The organism is Scytonema sp. HK-05 (assembly GCF_963872035.1).
Taxonomy (GTDB): Bacteria; Cyanobacteriota; Cyanobacteriia; order Cyanobacteriales; family Nostocaceae; genus Kalymmatonema.
On the sequence record NZ_CAWMYC010000057.1, the window covers coordinates 111191 to 133764 of the forward strand.

The window sequence follows — 22574 nt, forward strand, 5'->3', positions numbered from 1 at the left end:
CACTAGGTAGTGAGTAGTGGATAGTAGTTAGTGGTAAAGAACAACCAACAACTATCAACCTGCAGCTACCAATCAATAACCAACAACGCTCCAAATGTACAGACGCGCCATGGCGCGTCTCTACAACGCTCCAAATGTACAGACGCTTTCATTCAGCGCGTCTCTACAACCAACAACCAACAATAACTAAAAATTATTGCAAAATGAAAATTGGCAGCGAAAACCATAAGGAACTCTTCTGCCGCAGCTTTATCGAAAGCCACATAGAGTTCGAGCCAGAGCAACTTAATTGGCCTTCTCTTGATAGCGTAGCCCTAGAACGCATACGCAGCGTTCCCTTTTGGAAAGAAGCCCTCAGCACAGAGCGAAATGCTGGGGCTATGGTGAGCGCCTTTGCCCAGACAGTCAGCGATCCCCTGTTGCAAGAGGCGATCGCTCTGCAAGCAATGGAGGAAACCCGCCACTCCCGACTCATTGAGTTTGTCATCAACCATTACGACATAAAGATTTCCCAACCTCCTTCTCCTGTACTTCCTAGCAATATCAAAACTGCCTTCCTTGACTTTGGCTTTGGGGAATGCCTCGATTCTTTCTTAGCCTTTGGACTGTTTAAAATTGCCCGCCAAGCTAAGTATATGCCTGAAGCAATATTCGACATCTTCGAGCAAATTCTTAACGAAGAAGCGCGGCATATTATGTTCTTTGTGAATTGGGTCACTTACCAACAAATTCAGGAAGGACGTAGGGCGAATTGGTTGCGAGGGGTTGATGCTCTGTGGCATTACTGCAGTGCGTTTCAAGATAAAATCAAAGCCTTTAGTGGCTCAGAAGAGGAGAAACAGGAAGGTTTTACTGCTACCGCCGCTAGTAACTTTATGGATAATTTGACCCCCGAACTGTTTTTGTCTACTTGCTTGGAAGAAAACACAAGACGGATGAGCGTCTTTGACCAACAGTTACTCCAGCCACGACTGCTGCCTAAACTTGCCAAAATTGCCCTCCGCATTCTTAGACTAAGACCCCGGCGTCAATCCAACCCAACTGCCCAGTTTTCCGAACCATTAAACTAAAAGCTATGCAGGCTCAGAGATTCGCCATTATCAATGGTGATGACTTCGGATTCTCTAGTGGCGTGAATCAAGCGATTATCAAAGCGCACCAAGAAGGAGTCCTGACCAGTACCAGCCTGATGGTGACGGGTGCTGCCTTTGATGAAGCTGTTGAACTGGCACGCGTTCACCCCAACCTAGCAGTTGGTCTGCACTTGGTTCTAGTGTGCGGTCAGGCTGTGCTGCCACCCTCGCAGATTCCTCACTTGGTTGACTCAACAGGTAACTTTCCATACAGTCCGCCGATAAGTGGTTTGCGCTACCAGTTCAAGCGAGCAACCCGCGAGGAATTGCGGCTGGAAATCCGCGCCCAACTAGAAAAATTCCGCTCCTCTGGGCTGCGACTTTCCCATGTAGACGGGCATTTGCATATGCACGTCCATCCGGTAGTACTGCGTATCCTAGTTGACTTGGCGGATGAGTTCGGCATTCGGTTCATCCGTCTTCCTTATGAGGAACTGGGGATTACCTTAGGGCTTGACCGTCGGAACCTACTGACTAAGCTGGTTTGGGCAGGTGTATTTGGTAGATTGCGCCGCTACGGTGAAGGCTTACTGAAATCAAAGGGCATCCGCTTTGCTGACCGAGTTTACGGGTTGCTGCAAACTGGCTGTATGACTGAGGAATACTTGCTTGGTTTGATCCCCCAGATTCAAGCAGATTTAGTGGAGATTTATTCTCATCCAACAGTGGCTATAGCTGACGAACCGCTGAATGGTCCACCAGGGGCGGGTGAAGCTGAACTCGCCGCCTGGTTAAGTCGCGAGGTGCGCGATATCCTGAGTGCAAATGGCTTTAAGCTAATAAACTATAACAATCCTATTTGATTTGTGTGAAAGTGCCTGCTTTGTAAGTCCTCCGAAGGAGGGGCAACGCTTAGGGCATACGTGTCAACTTAAGCCAAAACCCTTCTAAAATCTCGTTAAATCTCGTTTCCAGGTTCGACCTGGAAATGCCCTTGAAGCGGCTAGTAACGCAAGTAAGGCAGGCAGAGCCTCCCAGTAGGTATTCCCAGCCTGAGGCTGGGAACAAGGCAATCTCTCAAAGGATTGTCGCTTATACTGAGTTTCACCTTCAGTTGACACTAATGCGCTTAGGGCGAAGCCGTGCCGCACCATGAGGGACGAGAGGGCATAAATCTATTGCCTCAGATTCCCGACAACTTCTGCGAAGTCGGGAATCTTGTTGTTCACGTCAACTGCTTGTCATACTCCACTTTACCGTAATCGAGTTTTATCACCCGGTCTGCTACATGAAAATAGCGGTCATCGTGACTGATGACTAGCACTGTTTTGCCCCTATCTCTCAGTTCTGGTAAAAGTTGAGTATAGAAGATTTCTTTAAATACTGGGTCTTGGTCAGCCGCCCACTCATCAAACAAATAAATTGGTCGGTCTTCTAGGTATGCAGTGAGCAAAGCTAGTCGTTTGCGCTGTCCTTGCGAAAGATTTGTCGTGGAAAGTTTGCCATTTTCAATTTTGACTTTATGCTCTAGTTGAAGTAGCTTCAAATACTTTTGAGCCTGAGTATCTAGGTCAAGATTATCTAACCCCAAAAGCTCATTAAACAAATAAAAGTCAGAAAATACGACGGAAAAATGCTGACGATACCACTCTCGGTTTTCTTCGGTAATCAACTCCTGATCCAACCAAATTTCTCCGGCTTCAGGGATATACAAACCAGTAATGAGTTTGGCTAAAGTGGATTTACCGCTACCATTTCCCCCAACAATAAACACCAGTTGTTGCGGATAAAAGGTCAGATCGACTGGACCAAAGATAAAGTTACTATCTTGTAGCTCTGTATGGTAAGTGTGGGTAACACCTACAAGTTGTAAGCGCTGCCAAGTCGTGTTTATGGCAGGTGGAACCGTTGAGACTTCAGTTCGACTTCCTAGAGATAAACCCAGCGACTCGATCTTTTGCAAAGCAATGCTAGCTTGGCTTAACAAGGGAAGTTTGCTAATGATATTGTCCATCGGCAACATCAAGTAGGTGAAAGTCAAGATATAGCCAGAGAGAGTTTGGGCGTTGATGGCAAGCAAATTAGGCAGCGCGAACAGTACAAAACCGAGTGCAAAAAAGAACACGAGTTGACCCCAACTAGAAGTTGTCGCGAAAAGCGTCAACCCGTCAACGTTGTGACGACGGAACTTGGTCGCAGTTGATTGCAGTTGTTTTTCTAGAAAGACTTGACGCCGTCTGTAGTGCAGCTTGAGTTCTTTGACTCCTTCGGTGATGGTGCGAAAATCCTTAAACAGCTGGTCTTCATCTTCACGAGCTAGAGCGAGCATTTTATCTCCTCTGTTTAACAGCCACTGACAACTGGCGATCGCCACCACTGAAAGACCACAAACCATCACAAGGACTAACCAGGATAGCCAGGTTATGTACGTCAGGCAACCCAAGACGATCGCCGAATTAATACACAGGAAAGGTATTTGATAAACAGCATTAGCAACTGCCTGAACATCCTCTGTGAGGGTTGCCAATAGTCGGGGGTTCCCTAGCTCTTCTAGATGACTTAACTCTGTGGAAAGAATTTGCCGACTTAAGCGCATGCGTAATTGCAAGACTGCATTCTGAGAGAGGCGAATCAGCATCACTTGCGAAATGATACTAGTAATTAGTGCAACTAGAGCAAGACCCGCAAAACCCCAAACTATTGATATGACGCGCTCGCTGGCACTGCGACTTGCAGCACTGCTAATTAGGGCAATCAGACCAGCGCTACTGCCACCACTCAGGAATCCGGTGGCGATCGCGATCGCTACCATCCGCCAAGAAGAACTTAGGAGAAAGTAAATCAAATTCATGACGGTTGGGTAAAAACCTACAAAAATCTGCCGAGCCAGAGGAAAAATCGCCCTATGAAAGATTGTGATTTTTGTATCCCAGTACTTTCGGGGCGATTTTTCCGTCAAGGTCGTGGACTTCTTACCAGTTAACTGGTAATGAGGCTGGCAGATTTTTCCGGATTCGATGAAACGGTAGACTGCCAACCAATTGAGTTCGCGCTCCTATAAAAGAATATTAACTCTACCCAGAAAAATTTTTATAGTATCATCCCAAAGTCGTACTTTTTTCATATTAAAGTCATATGTTCTACATTCACAGGTCATAAACTAATTGATGTGCACGTAATTTATAAAACGCGCCTACTGCTTGCGCCCCAGACAGTCAATGCATATTTATACTTTTTCAACAACTTCTTTTAGTCTGACTATCATTAATTTTTTACTATTCATCCTTTGTATATCAGCTGTCTTGTTTTACTGCTATGGAATTTATGCGGCGATCGCCTTTTTTCGGTATCCCTATCCCTATCCTGTAAATCCAAATTTCCACCCATCCGTTACAGTCCTGAAACCAATTTGTGGGCTAGATGGCGAAGCATACGAGAACTGGGCTTCCTTTTGCCAACAAAAGTACCCAAACTACCAAATTATCTTTAGCGTCCGCGACCCGTTGGACTCTGGTATTGCAGTGGTAAAGCAAATTATCCACGACTTTCCAGAACTGGATATTCAGTTAGTGGTTTCGGATCGCACCATCGGTACAAATGCCAAAGTCAGCAATTTGGCTAATGGCATCACCAAAGCAAAATATGAAATCTTGGTCATTGCCGATAGCGATATCCGAGTTGGGACTGACTATCTGCAACGAGTCATCCAGCCACTGCAAGACCCAAGTGTTGGTGTTGTCACGTGTGTGTATCGTTCCATAGCCTCTGGATGGGTATCAACCTTGGAGGCTGTAAGGATTGCTAGCGACTTCCATGCAGGTGTTTTAGTCAGCAAACAAATAGACGGCATTAAGTTCGCCTTTGGTTCCACCATTGTCATTCGCAAACAAGTCCTGGATGTGATCGGTGGATTTGGGGCGATCGCTGATTATCTAGCAGACGACTTCCAACTCGGCTACCTAAGCGCCCAAGCAGGCTATAAGGTTATGCTTTCCGACTACGTTGTTGAACACGTGCTGGCATCGGGCACCTTAACAGATGCTATAGCGCGCCAAATCCGTTGGGCGCGTTGCATACGAGTTTCCCGTCCTGGGGGTTATTTGGGACTGATTTTTACTTATGGCACCGTCACGAGCTTGCTACTGCTGATTGCCTCGGATAGTTCAATAATAGGGTGGGTAACACTCGTCATGACCTGGGTGATGCGATTGGTAATGGGCTGGGTTGTTGGCGTTGAACATCTTCAAGACTCATGTGTCCAAAAATTTTTCTGGCTCATCCCTGTGTGTGACCTAATCAACTTTGTCATCTGGTGCTGCGGCGCCTTTGGCAGCACAATTGAGTGGCGGGGACGACGACTGAGGCTAACAAAAGGCGGTAAGCTAGTGGAAATAACACATGATTTTGCAAAGGTACTATCAAGTTAGCTGTTGCTGGTTTTTGGGGACAAAGTTGTGAAGTTTTTGTTATAGCAATCTTAAATCATTTGTGAACAACAAGATTTACAAGATTCCCGACTTCGCCAAAGTTGTCGGGAATCTGAGCCAACGGATGTCCTATGCACCAACTCATGCTTCAGATTGCCTCAGATTATTTTGCTTTGACAGGGACTGGGCTCTACTTCCTGCTGCTGATTTTGTGTTTGTCGGCAATGTGGTATTACTGCTATGGGAGCTATGCGGCAATTGAGTTCTTTTCCCATCAGACACAGATTGATCCCGACTTCCACCCACCCATTACTATCCTCAAGCCAATTTGCGGTCTCGACATCGATACCTACGAAAACTTCGCCTCATTCTGCCAACAAGACTACCCGGAATACCAAATCATCTTCGGTGTCCGCGATGAACACGACCCTAGTGTGCAAATTGTCAAGAAAATCATCGACGACTTCCCAGAAATTGATATTCGTCTCGTCATAAGCGATCGCACGATTGGCAGTAATTTGAAAGTGAGTAATCTAGTGAACGCACAAGCCGAAGCCAAGTATTCGCTGCTGCTGCTTGCAGATAGTGATGTTCGCGTCGGACCAGATTATTTGAGGCGAGTTATCCAGCCGATGCGCGATCCCGCCGTGGGTGTTGTCACCTGTTTGTACCGTCCGCAGGTTCGAGGGTGGGTGGCAATCTTGGAAGCCCTAAGTATATCCACTGAGTACCATGCTACTGTTTTAGTCGCCAGGTCGCTGGAGGGAATGAACTTTGCCCTCGGTCCAACGATTGCCATTCGGAAAAGTACCCTAGAAGCAATAGGAGGATTTGGGGGAATTGCCGATTATCTGGCAGACGATTTCCAACTTGGCTACCTAAGCGCCCAAGCAGGCAACAAGGTAGTACTTTCTGAGTATGTTATTGACCATGCGATCGCAACAGAAAGCTTTATTGATTTAATCGATCGTCAGACACGCTGGAATTGCTGCACCCGAGTTTCTCGACCTTGGGGTTATCTAGGGCTAATCTTTACCCACGGCACAGCAATAAGTTTATTATTCTTGATAGCAACACTCGGGTCGGTTTTCGGTTGGGTGGTCGTTGGTTTAACCTGGAGTACGAGGTTAATCATGGCATGGGTTGTTGGAGTCAGGAGCCTTAAAGATCCGATCGCCACAAAGTTTTTGTGGCTGGTGCCTTTACGCGATCTCATCAGCTTCGTATTGTGGTGCTATAGCTTTGTTGGCGACACATTCGAGTGGCGTGGGCGACGACTGAAACTGACAAAAGGCGGTAAGCTAGTGGAAATTACAGATAATTTGGCAAAAGTTTTATCAAGTTAGCTGTTCAGGTTTGTGAGGAGAAATTGGCGATGAAGGGTTATGTGATGCCTTTAGAGAACCCTGTTGTTGAGAACACGACTCGAAGAACCCCCTACGTTCCGCGCCATCATCGACGCATCCTCTGTATCTTTCCCAAGTACAGCCGCTCGTTTGGAACCTTTCATCACGCATACCCATTAAGAGGTAATCGGGCTTTTATGCCACCCCAAGGGATTTTGGTTGTGGCAGCCTATTTACCCCAAAAGTGGGAAGTCCGCTTTATTGATGAGAATGTACGTTCGGCAACAAGGGCTGATTTTCAATGGGCGGATGTGGTCATTGTGAGTGGGATGCATATCCAGCGATCGCAGATTAATCAAATTAATGAACTTGCCCATCGAGAAGGCAAAATCACAGTTGTGGGTGGTCCTTCAGTCTCTGGTTGTCCAGAATATTACCCAGAGTTTGATATTTTACATTTGGGTGAATTGGGGGATGCCACTGACCACATGATTGAGTATTTGGATCTACACAGCGAACGTCCCCAACAGCAAATTCGCTTTGAAACCAAAGAACGATTGCCCCTAAATGAGTTTCCCATTCCGGCTTATCACCTGCTGAATTTTAATCATTATTTCCTTGCCAATATTCAATTCTCCAGTGGTTGCCCCTATCACTGTGAGTTTTGTGATATTCCCGAACTTTATGGCAACAATCCCCGGATGAAAACTCCAGAACAACTTCTAGCTGAACTGGATGCGATGTTGGAATATGGAAATCCGGGAGCTGTGTATTTTGTCGATGATAACTTTGTGGGTAATCGCCGTGCTGTCATGGAGTTGCTTCCGCATCTGATTGACTGGCAAAAGCGCAATGGTTATCCCATTCAATTTGCTTGTGAAGCGACACTGAATCTGGCTCAAAGTCCCAAACTTTTGGAAATGATGCGCGAAGCCTATTTTTGTACAGTCTTCTGCGGCATTGAAACGCCAGAAACTAATGCTCTCCAAGCTATTTCCAAAACTCACAACCTGAGTATGCCGATTCTCGAAGCAATTAAAGTTTTAAATAGCTACGGCATGGAAGTTGTCTCAGGAATCATCATTGGATTTGATACAGATACACCAGAAACCCCAGACCGAATTCTGGAATTTATTCGTCTGTCTCAAATTCCGATGTTGACAATTAACCTGCTTCATGCATTACCAAAAACTCCCTTGTGGCGCAGGTTAGAACAAGAAGGGCGACTCGTGTTTGATGAAAATCGCGAGTCAAATATTAAGTTTTTGATGCCTTACGAACAAGTCGTGCAAATGTGGCGTCGCTGCTTTACAACAGCATATGAACCGGAGTTTCTATATCAGCGATATGCCTACAACATGGAGCATACCTACCCCAACCGGATTGAGGTTCCCAATAGCCCAGCCCGCACTTCTTGGGCAAATATTAAAAAAGGTTTAACAATTATGGGCAATATCCTGCTGCGGGTAGGTATTTTTGGTAACTATCGCCAGACTTTTTGGAAAATGGCAATACCAGCATTGAAAGCTGGTAAAATCGAGCAACTCATCCACGTAGGACTGGTCGGTCACCATCTGATTCAGTTCACACAGGAGTGTGCGAGAAACGAAGAATCGGCTTCTTTCTATTCCCAAAAAATACGTAAGGATTTAAATACCGTTCACACTTGACGATACCTATGACCAAAAAGCCTTGGGATGCTCAACTTGCTTACTGGCTAGTTAGACCTCTGAAAGACAGTTGGGTAAATCCCAATCATCTCACCACAGTCAGACTTGTGACAGGGCTAGTGGCGACAACAGCGTTGGCGGTAGGCAGCGCCGACTGGGTGAACATCGGGGCTGGGCTGTTCGTGTTATCGAACTTTTTGGATCACACGGACGGTGAACTTGCTCGGCTGAGTGGAAAGAGCAGCAAATGGGGACACCAGTACGACCTTGCCAGTGATGCCATCATCCACATTTTCTTGTTTGTGGGTATTGGGTATGGTCTGATGGACAGCAAGCTTGGTTGGTGGGCATTGCTTATGGGCATAGTATCGGGCGTTTCTGTCGCTTGCATTTTCCACTGGCGAAACGAGATGGAACAGCAACTCGGTAAAGACTCAACCCGTCAACCCAATTTCGCTGGATTTGATATCGAAGACGTGCTGTATTTGTTTCCGGTAGTCACTCTACTGCATGGACTGGAGCCAATGCTCCTCGCAGCCACAATTGGTGCGCCAATCTTTGCAGTATGGTTCATTTGGCAATATCGCTCACTGATCCCGTCTAAACAACAGTAATAACCTGACTTTTCACGCCATGTGGAAAAATCTACGAAAAACCTAACCCCCTAGCCCTCTTGCCTAGTAGGGAAGGGGGAAAAATCAAAGCCTCTCTCCTTGTAGGAGAGAGGAATGGAAGGGAGGTTTTCCACATAAGAGTGAAAAGTAAGCAGTAATAACAAGCTCACCACGTATGTTGAAATTCTTTTGCGCGCACGAACTGGAAACATTTAAGCAACAAGGATTTCTCGTTGTCCAAGGCATGTATCAAGGCGCAGAAATAGACCAACTCAAAACTTGGGTGGACGAGGTACAGTCTTTCCCAGAGGTTCCAGGGAAATACATGATGTATTTTGAGGACAGCTTGCTTGAACCAGGAAAGCGGGTGCTGTCGCGCATTGAGAATTTCTGTCCCTACCATGAGGGTTTTAATGCCTTGATTAACGGGGAGGAAATGCTGCAACGGGTTTGTGAACTCTTTGGCGAGCCAGCTGTTTTGTTTAAAGAAAAGATTAACTTCAAAATGCCTGGTGGCAATGGCTTTACACCCCATCAAGATGCTCAAGCCGGATGGAATGATTATGCTAGTCTGTTTATTACAGTTCTGATTAGCATCGATGAGTCCACGGTAGAAAATGGCTGTCTGGAGTTAGCTGTTGGTCATCATCAACGCGGTTTGATTGGAGAACTTTGGAAACCGCTTACAGAAGAAAACATTCAAGATATGGAATTCATTCCTGTACCCGCGAAACCAGGTGATGCCGTGTTCTTCGACTCCTACGCACCTCATCGTTCCGGTCCAAACTTGACTGGGCATCCCCGTCGAGTGCTTTATCTTACCTACAATCGTGCTTCAGAGGGAGATCATCGCCTGCAGTACTATGCCGATAAGCGCAAAAGTTACCCGCCGGATATTGAGCGAGAGGTTGGTAAAAAATATGTGTTCAAGGTCTAGCGATATAGCGCTTGTCGTTTGAATGAAGCACAAATTTATCTGTGTCCATCTGGAGGACACTGCCTTGCGGGGGTTCCCCCCGTTGTGGCAAGTGTCCGTTGTCCATCTGTGGTTCTTATTTCTTAATGTATTACACTCAACCCCGGAACCGCTATATAATACTAGCCATGATCAACTGCGTACACCAAGACGCATGAAAAATTTTCTCATCTCCCCCTGCTCGGGTGCTTTTTCAAGTCAGGGCTGGTGGTAAAACCAGTCATTTTCGATACACCTATGGCTATGATGTTCCTAATTGCTAGGAAACTGAATTGACATGGAAAGCAAACAGCAGCTTGAGAGAAAAGATGACGCACCAATTGGCGGCTCATGGACACATCGCCTCGCCCGCCCTTTGATACGATCGCTCATCGGCACACCTGTCACACCAAACCATCTCACCACGCTGCGGGTGATCACTGGGCTTTTAGCATGTGCTGCTTTAGCGGTAGGCGATCGCTCTTGGGAGATATGGGGTGGAGTCATCTGGGTTCTCTCTGCCTTTCTTGATCGCGCCGACGGCGAACTTGCCCGCATTAGCAATCAGACGAGTTCTTGGGGACACACCTACGATTACTGGTCCGATGTCTCGATCAACTCGCTGTTTTTTGCTGCGATCGGCATCGGTTTGCGCGGTAGTGTACTCGGTTGGTGGGCGATAGCGATGGGGCTAGTCTCCGGTACGGCTATAGCAGCAACATCGATTCTTGCTGAGGAAATTGAGCTGCGTGACGGTTCCGGGAAAAAGGCATTTTCCGGCGTTGGCGAATTCGATGCGGACGACGTGTTCTACTTTTTCGGTCCGGTTGCTTGGCTTGGCTGGCTTCTCCCCTTGCTTGTCGGTACTACAATCGTCGGGACAGCAGTTGCGCTTTTTACCTGGTGGCGGCTTTTGCGGATGCCCAACCCATCGTCTTTGCCGCCGCGATAACACTAAACAATGCATAAGTCAATAATTATCTGCTACAGGTGCGGTTTCATATCCACTCCATCGTGGGCTTACGCCTGGGAGTGTCAATACATTATGAATCCATTAAGAATTAATTAATAAATATTGTATTGAGCAAGACATTGCTGATATAAAATTCAGGGAAATCCGCAAGAATTTCTAGGTTTTTTCGTGTCTTAGCTCAGTTGGTAACTAAAACAATGAAGGCAATGATATTAGCCGCGGGCGTTGGACGACGCTTGGGTAAAGACGGGCACAGTCAACCCAAATGCTTGCTGAGATTTAACGGCAAATCTCTATTAGAACGGCATTTGAACTATCTCCGTCATTGCCAGATTGACGAAGTGGTCATTGTCGTGGGTTACGAAGCTGCAATGATCCAGGATGAAATCAAAGCATTAAGAGCCGAAAATTGGGTCACGACTGTTTACAATCCTGACTACACCAAAGGAAGTATCATCAGTCTTTGGGCTTTACGGGAATACCTAACTGCAGGCGATGACGTGTTATTAATGGATGCAGACGTTTTGTACGATCGCCGCATTATTGAGCGACTGGTAAAGACGAATATCCCTAACTGCTTCTTACTGGCTCGGGATTTTGAACCGGGAGATGAACCAGTTAAGCTGTGTGTTAAAGACAATTATCTGGTGGAGTTTCGCAAACAAGTTCCTGTTGGTCTGACTTATGATTTTGCAGGCGAGTCTGTAGGATTCTTTCGCTTTGAGAGTGCGATCGCCCGTCGTCTTGCCACTCGCACAGAATATTATGTCGTCGCCGGGAGACATGAAGAACCGTATGAGGAAGCAATTCGGGATCTACTGTTAGAAACTCCAAAAGCCTTTGGGTACGAAGACATCACGGGTTTACCTTGGATCGAAATCGATTTTCCAGAGGATATTAAACGTGCCCAGAACGAAATTATACCTCAATTAGGAGAATAGATGTACCAAATATCTCAACCTGTAACCATCGGCTCAAAACCAAGCAAGTCTACGCAGTTGCGAAGATTACTGGAATCACCGCAACTCGAATTCATCATGGAGGCACACAATGGCATTAGCGCCCGTATTGTAGAAGAGGCTGGGTTTAAAGGAATTTGGGCGAGTGGACTAGCCCTTTCGGCTCAATATGGCGTACGAGATAATAACGAAGCCAGTTGGACGCAAATTGTGGAAATGCTAGAGTTCATGTCTGACGTTACCCAAATTCCCATCTTGTTAGATGGGGATACTGGTTATGGCAACTTTAACAATATGCGTCGTTTGGTGAGGAAGCTAGAACAGCGAGGCATTGCGGGAGTTTGTATCGAAGATAAGCTTTTCCCAAAGACCAATAGTTTCATCAACGGGAGCCGCCAACCCCTAGCTGATATCGATGAATTCTGCGGCAAAATCAAAGCAGGCAAGGACAGCCAACAAGATCCAGATTTCAGCATCGTCGCTCGTATCGAAGCCTTGATTGCTGGTTGGGATCTATCGGAGGCATTGCGGCGAGCCGAAGCTTACCACGCAGCAGGAGCCGACGCAATCCTGATTCACAGTAAATCATCGCGTCCCGACCAAGTACTAGAGTTTGCTGCATCGTGGGCAGGTCGCTCTCCCATAGTCCTTGTACCAACTAAATATTACAGCACTCCAACCGATGTCTTCCGTAAAGCAGGAATTAGTTTGGTGATTTGGGCAAACCATATGATTCGAGCTGCTGTTGCCAGTATGCAAGCGATCGCCCGCGAAGTTCAAGCCAACGAAACCCTGATCAACATTGAAGACGATATTGCTCCTGTGAAGGAAATTTTTCGGCTACAGGGAGCAGATGAACTGCAAGAGGCGGAAAAACGCTACTTTATCAACGGACGCCACCACACCCAGGCGATCGTTCTCGCTGCTACCAGAGGAAAAGAATTTGCCGGGTTGACCGAAGATAAACCGAAAGTGATGTTACCTCTCGGAGGTAAACCCCTGCTGAGGCATTTGGTAGACAAATTCAAAAAACTTGCCATCAACGATATTACCGTTGTTGCGGGTTACAAAGCACAAACTATCGATGTTCCTGGCACTCAAGTCATCTGTAACTCAAAGTATGAAACCACTGGAGAATTAGCATCCTTAGCCTGTTCCCAAGCCACCTTTAGCGACGATATGCTGGTGGTTTACGGCGATTTACTTTTTAGAAGTTACATCTTGCGAGATTTATTAGAGTGTCCCGGAGAAATTATCGCTGTAGTTGATTCTGCAATGAACAGCAAGTCAATCAGCGGTTCTCCTGACTATGCCTATTGCTCAATACCAGACGACCTTTCCCTCTTTGGACAGGATGTCAACCTTTTGCACATCTCCAAAGCAACGCAAACAGAATGGGGACAAACCTATGGACGGTGGATTGGTATGCTCAGATTCCACGGCGAAGGCAGACAGTGGCTGGATGAAGCACTTGATGAGTTACAAACACAACCAGATTTTAAGAGTTTGGGTATACCAGATTTATGTAATTACTTAATCAAGCAAGGAAAACCGATTAAGGTTGTTTACATTCGCGGTAACTGGCTAGATATTAACTCTTTAGACGATCTCGATCTTGCTTTCCAGTTGAAAAAATAAAGTCTTGTAAAAATTTTTATTCTGATGATCCAAGCTGAGGAATTTGTAGAAGCTGGCCGCAATCTAGGCTTTGAGTGGTACGCTGGTGTACCATGTTCCTTTCTCACCCCTTTTATCAACTACGTCATCAATGACGTTCAACTCACTTATATCTCCTCAGCTAATGAAGGAGACGCTTTAGCGACAGCGGCGGGAGCAGCAATTGGCGGTAAAAAAGCTGTGGTGATGATGCAAAACTCTGGGTTGGGTAATGCGGTTAACCCCCTCACCTCTCTTGCTTATATCTTCCGGATTCCGCTGCTGCTCATTTGTACCTTGCGGGGCGATCGCCAATTCCAAGATGAACCACAGCATGAACTTATGGGGCAGATCACAGATAAATTATTAGAAACGATGACTGTCCCCTGGGAATTCTTCCCCAAAGAAGCCGCAGAGATAGAACCCGTCCTGCAACGCGCCGTAGCCTATATGCAACAAGAACGCCGTCCCTATGCCCTAATTATGCGAAAGGGAACGGTTGCTCCTCATGCGCTCATCCGTGCTTCTATCCCCTCCCGGAACCAAGGGGAAAGTCATAACGGTAACGTTCCCAAAAGCTTTTTTATAGGCAACAAAGAGCAACGTGTCTCGCGAAATCAAGCACTGGCTCGAATTGTGGAACTCACTGATTCAGAAAAAACGGTAATAATTGCGACTACTGGATACACGGGACGCGAACTGTTTGCCAATTGCGACAGCAGCAATCATCTCTACATGGTCGGGTCGATGGGCTGCGCTTCATCTCTAGGGCTGGGGCTTTCGTTAGCACGCCCAGATCTCAAGGTAGTAGTCATTGATGGAGATGGTGCTGCACTTATGCGTATGGGCAATTTTGCTACCATCGGCACTTATGGCGGTTCTAACTTGCTCCATATTCTTTTAGACAATGAATGCCACGATTCTACAGGCGCTCAAGCCACTGTTTCGTCAGGCGTCCGGTTTGCTAAGATTGCCGAGGCGTGCGGTTATGGCATCGCATTAGAAGGAGATGACCTTTTGCTTTTAGATGTGCTATTTGCAACAGATAGCGATAATAGACCCAAATTTGGTCATCTGAAAATCCGTTCGGGAACGCTTAAAAACCTACCTCGACCTAGCATATCCCCGGAAGCAGTTTTGCAACGCCTCATGAGTCATATCGGTTCTAATTTTTAACTTGAACGGTTGTCGGCAGACGAAAAAGCGGCACAGCCAGTATCCTCATGCTTATGACTGAGTTATAGGTTGAACGAATTCAGTACATTTAGATAAGAAGCGGGTGCTGAGAGACAAAGCTACTTGGTAAAGACAGATGCTTACTCATAGTGGCGGCACCCATGAAGTTTGGAGGTTCAAACGATGGACGATACTCTACAGCAAATAGTTGAGCAACCTGTGACGATAGAGCACAAGCAAGCAGATACGGATAAAGCCAGTACCTCCCCAAGGATACAGAAACCAAGCGTGATAGCAGGAACATCTGATGGCTTGCTGTTCCTCGATTCCAGGCAGCATATTGAACTTGAAGGCTATTCTATCACTGCTCTTGCCTCAAGTCCCGATGGGTTGTGGGTCATCGTTGACCGCAACTCGGTATGGCATCGCAACGCACAAGGCGAGTGGCACCAAATAGCTTCAATTGATGATTTGCGGCTGAACTGTATCCTACCTTACAATGGCGCGGTTCTAGTCGGAACATCACAAGCTCATCTTATCCGTATTGCAGACGGAAGCACGAATCGCATCAATTGCTTTGAGACGGTTGAGGGACGCTCCGAATGGTATACGCCTTGGGGTGGTCCTCCAGATGTTCGTTCGATGGCTCTTGGTCAATCCGGTGAACTCTACGTGAATGTCCACGTTGGAGGCATTTTACGCTCCGATGATCAGGGACAGTCATGGCAACCCACCATCGACTTTCATGCAGATGTCCATGAGGTACGGACAGTTCCATCTCATCCGGGTCTTGTACTAGCAGCTACGGCCCAGGGGCTGGCTGTGAGTAGAGATAGAGGGAATTCTTGGAGCTTTTCACGCGAAAACCTACATGCTGCCTACGCACGAGCCGTAGCAGTATGTGGAGAAACCATTTTGATGACTGCTTCTATGGGTCCGCATGGTGGCAAAGCGGCTCTTTACCGACACCCGCTCGACAAGCCAGGAACTTTTTCTAAGTGTGAGCAAGGGCTGCCGGAGTGGTTTGATGACAATATTAACACGGGAACTCTTTCCACTTCAGGAAATCTGGCTGCTTTTGGAACCAGTGACGGTCAGATATTTTTCTCGGACGATGCTGGTAGGACGTGGAAGCAGATTGCAGCTCATTTATCTCCAATCTGGTGTCTGAATCTTAAGTGACCAGAAGGGGGTGTAAGGCTTGGGGGTGTAAGGTTAATGCACAGTCCTTTCACCCCACTTTCTTACAAGTCCCCTTATTTGTGGTACGGGGTTCCCCTACACCCTTAAACCCTTACACCCCGCTATGCAGGGTGTTGACGTTCCTTCAAAAAAGTTATACCGATCTTGGTCTAAGTGCATCCACTGTAAGAAAGAGCGTGTAATGAAGTCTAAAAATTACTATACTATCTCTGCGATTAATCGGACAAACCTTGGGCTAACGTCTATACCGCCAGTGTTCCCTTTGCCTTTGCAGCACAGTGTTTTACCTCAATAGATAAAAGTGTTCCCCCAGAAGAACGGGCGCAACTAAATATTGAACTCGCTCAAGCTCAAACATATTTCAGACTGCTTAACGACACCGCCAAAACAGTCTCAAAGAATTTGACGCTCCTTTGAAAGTTGCCTTAACATCAAACGTTTTGGTAATTCATGCAGAGTATTAACGCAACTAAAAGTTGTTTGAATGCGAACCCGAAGGGTATCGTTTTTTAAAGCAGCGCTTGCATTGGACACAACACACGCTCAGTACCCCAAAACAGTGTGAGCAATAAAGTGATTTAATGCCACTCATCAGTTGGGAGTTGTGGTTGGCTCGTGATAAAGTTGGCTGACAATCCTTTGCCCTGGCAGAAGTCAGTTTTACCTAAAACAGCAAGAAGGCTCACGTCTGACCCGTAAGGGCAGCGTGAGATGAATTGCTTTGTGAGTTGACGACAGTCCTCTGACCAAGCAGTCTATGCTCAGAAAACGTAAAATTATGAATATTCTCCTGAATCCTGGTCCTGTCAATCTTAGCGATCGCGTCAGAAATGCTCTGTTGCGTCCCGATTTGTGTCATCGTGAAGTTGAGTTTTCCCAACTTCAAAGCACAATCCGCGAAAAACTACTTCAAATCTACGACTTGTCAGGCGAACGCTGGGCAGCAGTTTTGCTCACGGGTTCTGGTACAGCAGCAATGGAAGCTATGGTGACCAGTCTGGTACCAAGGAACGGCAAGTTGCTGGTGATTGAAAACGGTGTGTATGGCGAACGGCTCTCCAAAATTGCCAACATCCACGGGATTGAATACACCACACTCCACCATCCCTGGGGTGCCGAAATTGATCTCAAGCGTTTGGTAACACTCCTAGATGAGAATGACGACATCACCCACCTTGCCGTCGTTCATCACGAAACCACCACGGGGCGCTTGAATAATTTGGCTCAACTTGGCGCAATTTGTCAAGAACGCAAAATCCAACTTTTGGTAGATGCGGTCAGCAGTTTTGGTGCTGAGGAACTGAATTTTGAATCTTGGGGAATCACAGCTTGTGCTGCTACAGCCAATAAGTGTCTGCATGGTGTTCCGGGAACAGCCTTTGTGATCGTGCGCCGAGATGCAATGGCTGATGCTAACACCCCACGCACCTTATATTTAGACTTGGCAACCTATTGCCAACAGCAAGACAAAGGCGGTACTCCTTTTACCCAATCCGTTCAAGTATTCTATGCTTTAGCAGAAGCTTTGCAAGAACTGGAAGAAGCAGGGGGTTGGCGTGCAAGACATAGCTATTATAGTCAACTCGTTAGCTTAGTGCGGGACGGGTTATTCGCAATGGGAATTCAACCCTTACTTCCTGCAACAAGTTCATCTGTCGTCCTCAATGCCTTCTATCTGCCAGAGGGTTTCAGCTATGATGAGTTTCACGACCAACTCAAAGCACAGGGCTATGTGATTTATGCAGGTCAAGGAACTTTAGCCAAATCTATCTTTCGAGTCTCGACAATGGGGGCGATCGCCCGTGCTGACATGGAACGCTTTGTTGCTGTTGTGAAACAATTTATTTCTGTGGATTACTCATCTTAGTAAGTACGTTAGGTGGTAAATATACAATTAATAATTAAAACATAAGTCTTGACAATATTTATTATGCAAGATTTAAACAATCAAAATTCCGTTTTCAATACTTATAAATTCCCCTGGTTAACTGATTCTAAATTGGAACAGGGACTAGTTGACACGTCCTTATTCCCAATCTACATTTCGGACAAAGATGTGGAAACTGTCAAGAAAGTAGCGGAGTTTTTCTCACAACAGGATCCGTTCTTGGAACTGCCTGATAAAGCATTGCCGAATGGTGTTGCATCAGGGGATACTACCCAAACCTCGGCTGTATTGTGGACGCGCAGTAGTGTTCCAGGTGTGGTGATTTTTGAGTATGCTACCAACCCGAACTTCCAGAACGCAAAGGCAGCGATTACTTATACGACAAACCCAGCGCAACCCGTCAAAGTTCAGCTTCAGGATTTGAGTCCGGGAACGGATTACTACTACCGCGCTATTGACACTTCAGGAAGCAATAGTTCCGGTAAATTGCACACCTCAGCACCACTCGCAACTTATGCAGGACTCACGTTTGGTGTGTCAGGTGACTGGCGTGGAGATTTAAACCCTTACCCTGCTATCTCCAATGCTGATGAGAGCAACTTGGAATTCTTTGTGGAACTAGGCGATACTATCCTTGCAGATTCTCCCTCGCCTACAGTTCCTGTCGAACAAGCCAAAACCTTACAAGAGTTTCGTGACAAGCACAAGGAAGTTTACAGTGACCGTTTTGGCATAAATACCTGGAGCGATTTGCGGTCTTCAACTTCTATTTTGGCAACCATTGATGACCATGAAGTGACTAATGACTTTGCAGGGGGAGCGCCAGCAGCTTCTGATCCCCGCTTTGAAACCACAAATGGGTTGATCAACGAGACGGAGCTCTATCGCAATGGTTTGCAAGCCTTTGTCGAGTACAATCCAATTCGCAATGACTTTTACGGTGCAACGGGCGATTTGCAGACCGAAGGTAAGCCGAAACTCTATCGCTACAATACTTATGGTAGTGATGCTGCTACATTCGTGCTGGATACACGATCCTTCCGGGATGAAGAACTACCAGGAGTGACCAATCCTTTCGATTCCAACCAAATAGCCGAATTTCTTGCTCGTTCCTTTGATATTGATCCAGCTACCGGACAACCAAGCGAGAAGCGGCGCACTTTACTGGGACAAGCTCAACTAAACCAGTTTAAGCAAGATTTACTGAAAGCTGAACACGATGGCATCACCTGGAAATTTATCACTATCCCTGAGCCAATTCAAAATTTGGAATTGGTTGGAGCACGCGATCGCTACGAAGGCTATGCCGCAGAACGCACCGAACTACTTAAGTTTATTGACGATAACAACATCCAAAACGTCGTCTTTATTGCCGCAGACCTTCACGGTACGATAGTCAATAACCTCACTTACCAGCTTGGTCCCGGTCAACCCCAAATTGCCACCAGTGCTTTTGAAGTTATCACAGGACCTGTCGCCGATACACCCTTTGCTCCTTTTTCGATTGAAACAGGAGCTCAACTTGGTTTTCTCCCTCCTGAGCAGAAAGCTTTCTACGACTCCTTACCCGTCATTTACGATGCTGACAGCATACCTAACGACAAAGATGACTTCTTCAAACAGTCTCTTGACGCTCAATTAACTCCGTTAGGCTACGACCCCATAGGATTGAATAATAATCTGGCTTCAGCCAATGATCTGATTGATGCCAAATTGGTACAAGGTGATTACTTGTCAACTACGACTTATGGCTGGACTAAGTTTGGTATTGACTCTCAAACCCAGAAACTCACTGTTACCACTTACGGTATTCCATACTACACGCAAGCTGAACTTGAGGCAAATCCCAGCGCTATTACCAGTTACACTCCGACGATTGTGAGTCAGTTTGAAGTGAATCCGAACCTGAGTTTCATAGGCTAACGCTCCTGTTTACGGTGTCATGAGGACAACTGTTGGCGAGTCATCAGCTTTATCTCACCCTAGTCGTCCGCCCATTCTCACATTTGTACTCTCTGCCATTGACAGTCGCGGTTGTAGTCACTTGATCATCTGGTGAGTTGGATGAACAATTAAGTTTAACTTCACCATTCCTGATTTCTGTTGTTTGATTGACTTCTGAAGAGTTCGTGTCACTAGAACTTTCATCCCCACAGCCAGTTGTAAGTGCTAGCAAAGAACAAAGTAAGCCAAATACAACTATTTTGTTAGCAAGACTTTTGGGCATTACAAAATCCCTAATCGTTGTCAGAAACCTCTATCTTCTATTGTAGGAACTGAAATCAACGTTAGTGCAGCGTGCCTCCTCCGCAAGAGGCACGCTAACAGAATGAGATGTGTAACGTTAAGAACTTGTGCAATTCTGTACTAAGCTCAACCGGGTTGTAGAGACGTTGCATGCAACGTCTCTACAAAATTTGTGTAATTTACAAATGCATCACAATTAATGACATAGACCACTAGGTCCCTATCCCCAATACCGCCTTTACCGATCGCCCGATATTTGTCGGCTGCATCGCATCCATTGCGGCGGTGGGTTCATAACCGCAATGTACCATGCAATCTGCACATTTAGGATTACCGCTAGCGCGACCGTATTGCTTCCAATCTGTTTTTTCTAATAGTTCTTGAAAAGTCTTGTAGTGACCTTCATTCAGAAGGTAACAAGGCTTTTGCCAACCAAGAACGCTATAGCTGGGACTACCCCAAGGGGTACAATCGTAGTCTTTTTCACCAATGAGAAAATCTAAAAACAGTGGGCTGTTAATAAAGTTCCAGTTTTTTTGACCCGCCTTCACAGGAGCAAAAATTTGCCGGAAGAGTGCCCGTGTTTGTTCGCGTTTGAGAAAATGCTCTTGATCCGGTGCCCACTCGTAACTGTAGCCTGGGGAAATTGTCATCCCATCAATACCCAAACTACTGAGGAAGTCAAACAACTCCTGCAATTCTTTAGGATCAGCCCCTTCAAAAACCGTAGTGTTTGTAGCGACACGAAATCCTCTCGCTTTTGCTGCACGAATTGCTTGAATTGCAATGTCAAACACTCCTTTGCGATCCACACACTTATCGTGTAGCTCCCGCATCCCGTCTAAATGGACACTGAAAGTCAGGTAAGGTGAAGGTTGAAACTTATCGAGGCTCTTCTCTAACAACAATCCATTGGTACACAAGACAATAAACTTTTTGCGTTCAACCAAGCCTCGGACAATCTCATCAATTTGGGGATGCAGCAGGGGTTCGCCGCCAGGAATAGAGACAACTGGTGCGCCGCACTCTTCCACTGCGGCAAAGCATTGTTCAGGAGTTAAGTGTTGCTTAAGTATTTCTTTAGGATGCTGGATTTTCCCACAACCGGAACAAGCCAGATTACACCGGAAAAGCGGTTCCAACATCAGAACCAGAGGGAAACGTTTGCGACCCAACAGACGTTGAGTCACTAAATACTTACCTATTTCAATAGCTTGTTGTAATTGAATGCCCATAATTCTCCTCAACACCTTGATATGGACTCTAGCTATCAGCAGTCTGCACTCAACCAATTACGAAAAATGTCCGATGACAATTTTGCTTGGTTATGGTAAACAGCCAAAAAGTCTCTATTTGTATGCTACCTCAACGTATTTCTGAGCCACAAACCAATTTACGGCGTCTTGTAAAGCAGTTCTAATTGGGGTTTGAGGCAAACCTAATTCTCTGACTGCTTTGGAAGCGTTGTAATACATCGGTTGATGCGACATACGAACACCATCCAAAGGAATCGAAGGCGGTTTGCCTAAAGGCGCGAGAATTCGCTCATCAATCCAAGCTAAACTTAGAGGTATCCATCCTGGGATAGATTTTTGAGGAGCACTCAAACCTGTGATTTCGGCGAGTTGATCAAGCACTGCTTTGAGAGAAAGGTTTTGGTTACCTAAGATATAACGCTCTCCTGTTTTTCCTTTATCCAAAGCTAATAAGTGTCCCCTCGCCACATCGCGCACATCGATAAAATTCAAACCCGTATTTAAGTAAGCAGGCATTTGCCTTCGCAGAAACCGCAGAATAATATCTCCAGTAGGAGTTGGTTTGATGTCCATTGGACCAATTGGAGTGCTTGGATTGACAATCACGATATCTTGACCCTGTTTTACCGCTTGTTTGGCTTCCTGCTCAGCTAGATACTTAGACTTCTTGTAGTGACCAATTAGTTCCTCAAGCGGGCTTTGATGTGTTTCATCTACAACCTTTCCTGGTTCACCTACCCCAATAGCGGCGACGGAACTGGTATAAACAGTGCGTTCAATCCCTGCTTGACGCGCAGCTGCTAACACATTACGCGTTCCCAAGACATTATTGTGATATAATACCTGTCGGTCAGCTTGCCAAAGAGAATAGTGAGCCGCAACGTGAAATAGTACCTGACAGCCCTGCATTTTCTGCTGTAAATCCGGATCGTTCAGGTCGCCTTTCACAATCTCTACGTCTAAATCTTGTAAATTGTCCAAGCGGCTGTTAGGACGAACTAGCGCCCGGACTCCATAGCCTTCCTGCACAAGCAACCGTGCCAAATTAGCACCAACAAAGCCTGTAGCACCAGTCACAAACGTGCGAATTGTCATAAGTCGTGTACCTTGCTATAACGCTGTTAAACTCAA

Annotated in this window: 18 protein-coding genes; 14 read left to right on the plus strand and 4 right to left on the minus strand. The window is 46.2% G+C overall.

The window, feature by feature from the left end:
• The first annotated feature begins 203 nt into the window (after nucleotides 1-203).
• Together AACT52_RS09215 and hpnK are read left to right on the plus strand one after the other, a co-directional pair.
• Entirely contained in the window at nucleotides 204-1070 is an 867-nt protein-coding gene (locus AACT52_RS09215) for a ferritin-like domain-containing protein (protein ID WP_073630366.1), read from the plus strand.
• Nucleotides 1071-1075: 5 nt separating this feature from the next.
• Nucleotides 1076-1936, plus strand: a complete 861-nt coding sequence (hpnK, locus tag AACT52_RS09220; protein WP_073630368.1) for a hopanoid biosynthesis-associated protein HpnK — start codon at nucleotides 1076-1078, stop codon at nucleotides 1934-1936.
• A 362-nt stretch (nucleotides 1937-2298) separates the two neighbouring features.
• Here hpnK and AACT52_RS09225 read toward each other — a convergent pair whose 3' ends face one another.
• Nucleotides 2299-3924: a cyclic peptide export ABC transporter gene (locus tag AACT52_RS09225; RefSeq protein ID WP_073630430.1), complete on the minus strand. Its 1626-nt coding sequence runs from the start codon at nucleotides 3922-3924 to the stop codon at nucleotides 2299-2301.
• A gap of 367 nt (nucleotides 3925-4291) precedes the next feature.
• Here AACT52_RS09225 and hpnI (AACT52_RS09230) point away from each other — a divergent pair, with 367 nt between their 5' ends.
• From hpnI (AACT52_RS09230) to AACT52_RS09285, 12 genes are all read left to right on the plus strand, one after another.
• Entirely contained in the window at nucleotides 4292-5500 is a 1209-nt protein-coding gene (hpnI, locus tag AACT52_RS09230) for a bacteriohopanetetrol glucosamine biosynthesis glycosyltransferase HpnI (protein WP_073630370.1), read from the plus strand.
• Between the two features lie 143 nt (nucleotides 5501-5643).
• Complete coding sequence (gene hpnI / locus AACT52_RS09235) at nucleotides 5644-6846, plus strand: bacteriohopanetetrol glucosamine biosynthesis glycosyltransferase HpnI (protein ID WP_073630432.1); 1203 nt, start codon at nucleotides 5644-5646, stop codon at nucleotides 6844-6846.
• A 29-nt stretch (nucleotides 6847-6875) separates the two neighbouring features.
• Nucleotides 6876-8516 (plus strand): B12-binding domain-containing radical SAM protein, encoded by a 1641-nt coding sequence (locus tag AACT52_RS09240; RefSeq protein WP_073630372.1) that lies wholly within the window; start codon nucleotides 6876-6878, stop codon nucleotides 8514-8516.
• An 8-nt stretch (nucleotides 8517-8524) separates the two neighbouring features.
• Nucleotides 8525-9130 carry a CDP-alcohol phosphatidyltransferase family protein gene (locus AACT52_RS09245; RefSeq protein WP_073630374.1) on the plus strand — a complete coding sequence of 202 codons (606 nt, stop codon included), beginning with the start codon at nucleotides 8525-8527 and terminating at the stop codon, nucleotides 9128-9130.
• Between the two features lie 175 nt (nucleotides 9131-9305).
• Entirely contained in the window at nucleotides 9306-10067 is a 762-nt protein-coding gene (locus AACT52_RS09250; protein ID WP_073630376.1) for a phytanoyl-CoA dioxygenase family protein, read from the plus strand.
• 316 nt (nucleotides 10068-10383) lie between these two features.
• Complete coding sequence (locus AACT52_RS09255; RefSeq protein WP_083630220.1) at nucleotides 10384-11037, plus strand: CDP-alcohol phosphatidyltransferase family protein; 654 nt, start codon at nucleotides 10384-10386, stop codon at nucleotides 11035-11037.
• A gap of 227 nt (nucleotides 11038-11264) precedes the next feature.
• Complete coding sequence (locus AACT52_RS09260) at nucleotides 11265-11999, plus strand: phosphocholine cytidylyltransferase family protein (protein WP_233153892.1); 735 nt, start codon at nucleotides 11265-11267, stop codon at nucleotides 11997-11999.
• Nucleotides 12000-13655, plus strand: a complete 1656-nt coding sequence (gene aepX, locus AACT52_RS09265) for a phosphoenolpyruvate mutase (protein ID WP_073630380.1) — start codon at nucleotides 12000-12002, stop codon at nucleotides 13653-13655. It abuts the gene before it with no gap.
• 24 nt (nucleotides 13656-13679) lie between these two features.
• Nucleotides 13680-14849, plus strand: coding sequence for a phosphonopyruvate decarboxylase (gene aepY, locus AACT52_RS09270; protein ID WP_073630382.1), 1170 nt, complete (start codon nucleotides 13680-13682; stop codon nucleotides 14847-14849).
• 183 nt (nucleotides 14850-15032) lie between these two features.
• Complete coding sequence (locus AACT52_RS09275) at nucleotides 15033-16031, plus strand: sialidase family protein (RefSeq protein WP_073630384.1); 999 nt, start codon at nucleotides 15033-15035, stop codon at nucleotides 16029-16031.
• Between the two features lie 799 nt (nucleotides 16032-16830).
• Nucleotides 16831-17919: a 2-aminoethylphosphonate aminotransferase gene (locus AACT52_RS09280; RefSeq protein ID WP_073630386.1), complete on the plus strand. Its 1089-nt coding sequence runs from the start codon at nucleotides 16831-16833 to the stop codon at nucleotides 17917-17919.
• A gap of 63 nt (nucleotides 17920-17982) precedes the next feature.
• Complete coding sequence (locus AACT52_RS09285) at nucleotides 17983-19863, plus strand: alkaline phosphatase D family protein (RefSeq protein WP_073630388.1); 1881 nt, start codon at nucleotides 17983-17985, stop codon at nucleotides 19861-19863.
• A 49-nt stretch (nucleotides 19864-19912) separates the two neighbouring features.
• Here AACT52_RS09285 and AACT52_RS09290 read toward each other — a convergent pair whose 3' ends face one another.
• The 3 genes from AACT52_RS09290 to hpnA form a co-directional block, all read right to left on the minus strand.
• Nucleotides 19913-20167, minus strand: a complete 255-nt coding sequence (locus tag AACT52_RS09290; protein ID WP_073630390.1) for a hypothetical protein — start codon at nucleotides 20165-20167, stop codon at nucleotides 19913-19915.
• Nucleotides 20168-20399: 232 nt separating this feature from the next.
• Complete coding sequence (gene hpnH, locus AACT52_RS09295; protein ID WP_073630392.1) at nucleotides 20400-21422, minus strand: adenosyl-hopene transferase HpnH; 1023 nt, start codon at nucleotides 21420-21422, stop codon at nucleotides 20400-20402.
• A gap of 114 nt (nucleotides 21423-21536) precedes the next feature.
• Nucleotides 21537-22538, minus strand: a complete 1002-nt coding sequence (gene hpnA / locus AACT52_RS09300; protein ID WP_073630394.1) for a hopanoid-associated sugar epimerase — start codon at nucleotides 22536-22538, stop codon at nucleotides 21537-21539.
• Between the last annotated feature and the right edge of the window lie 36 nt (nucleotides 22539-22574).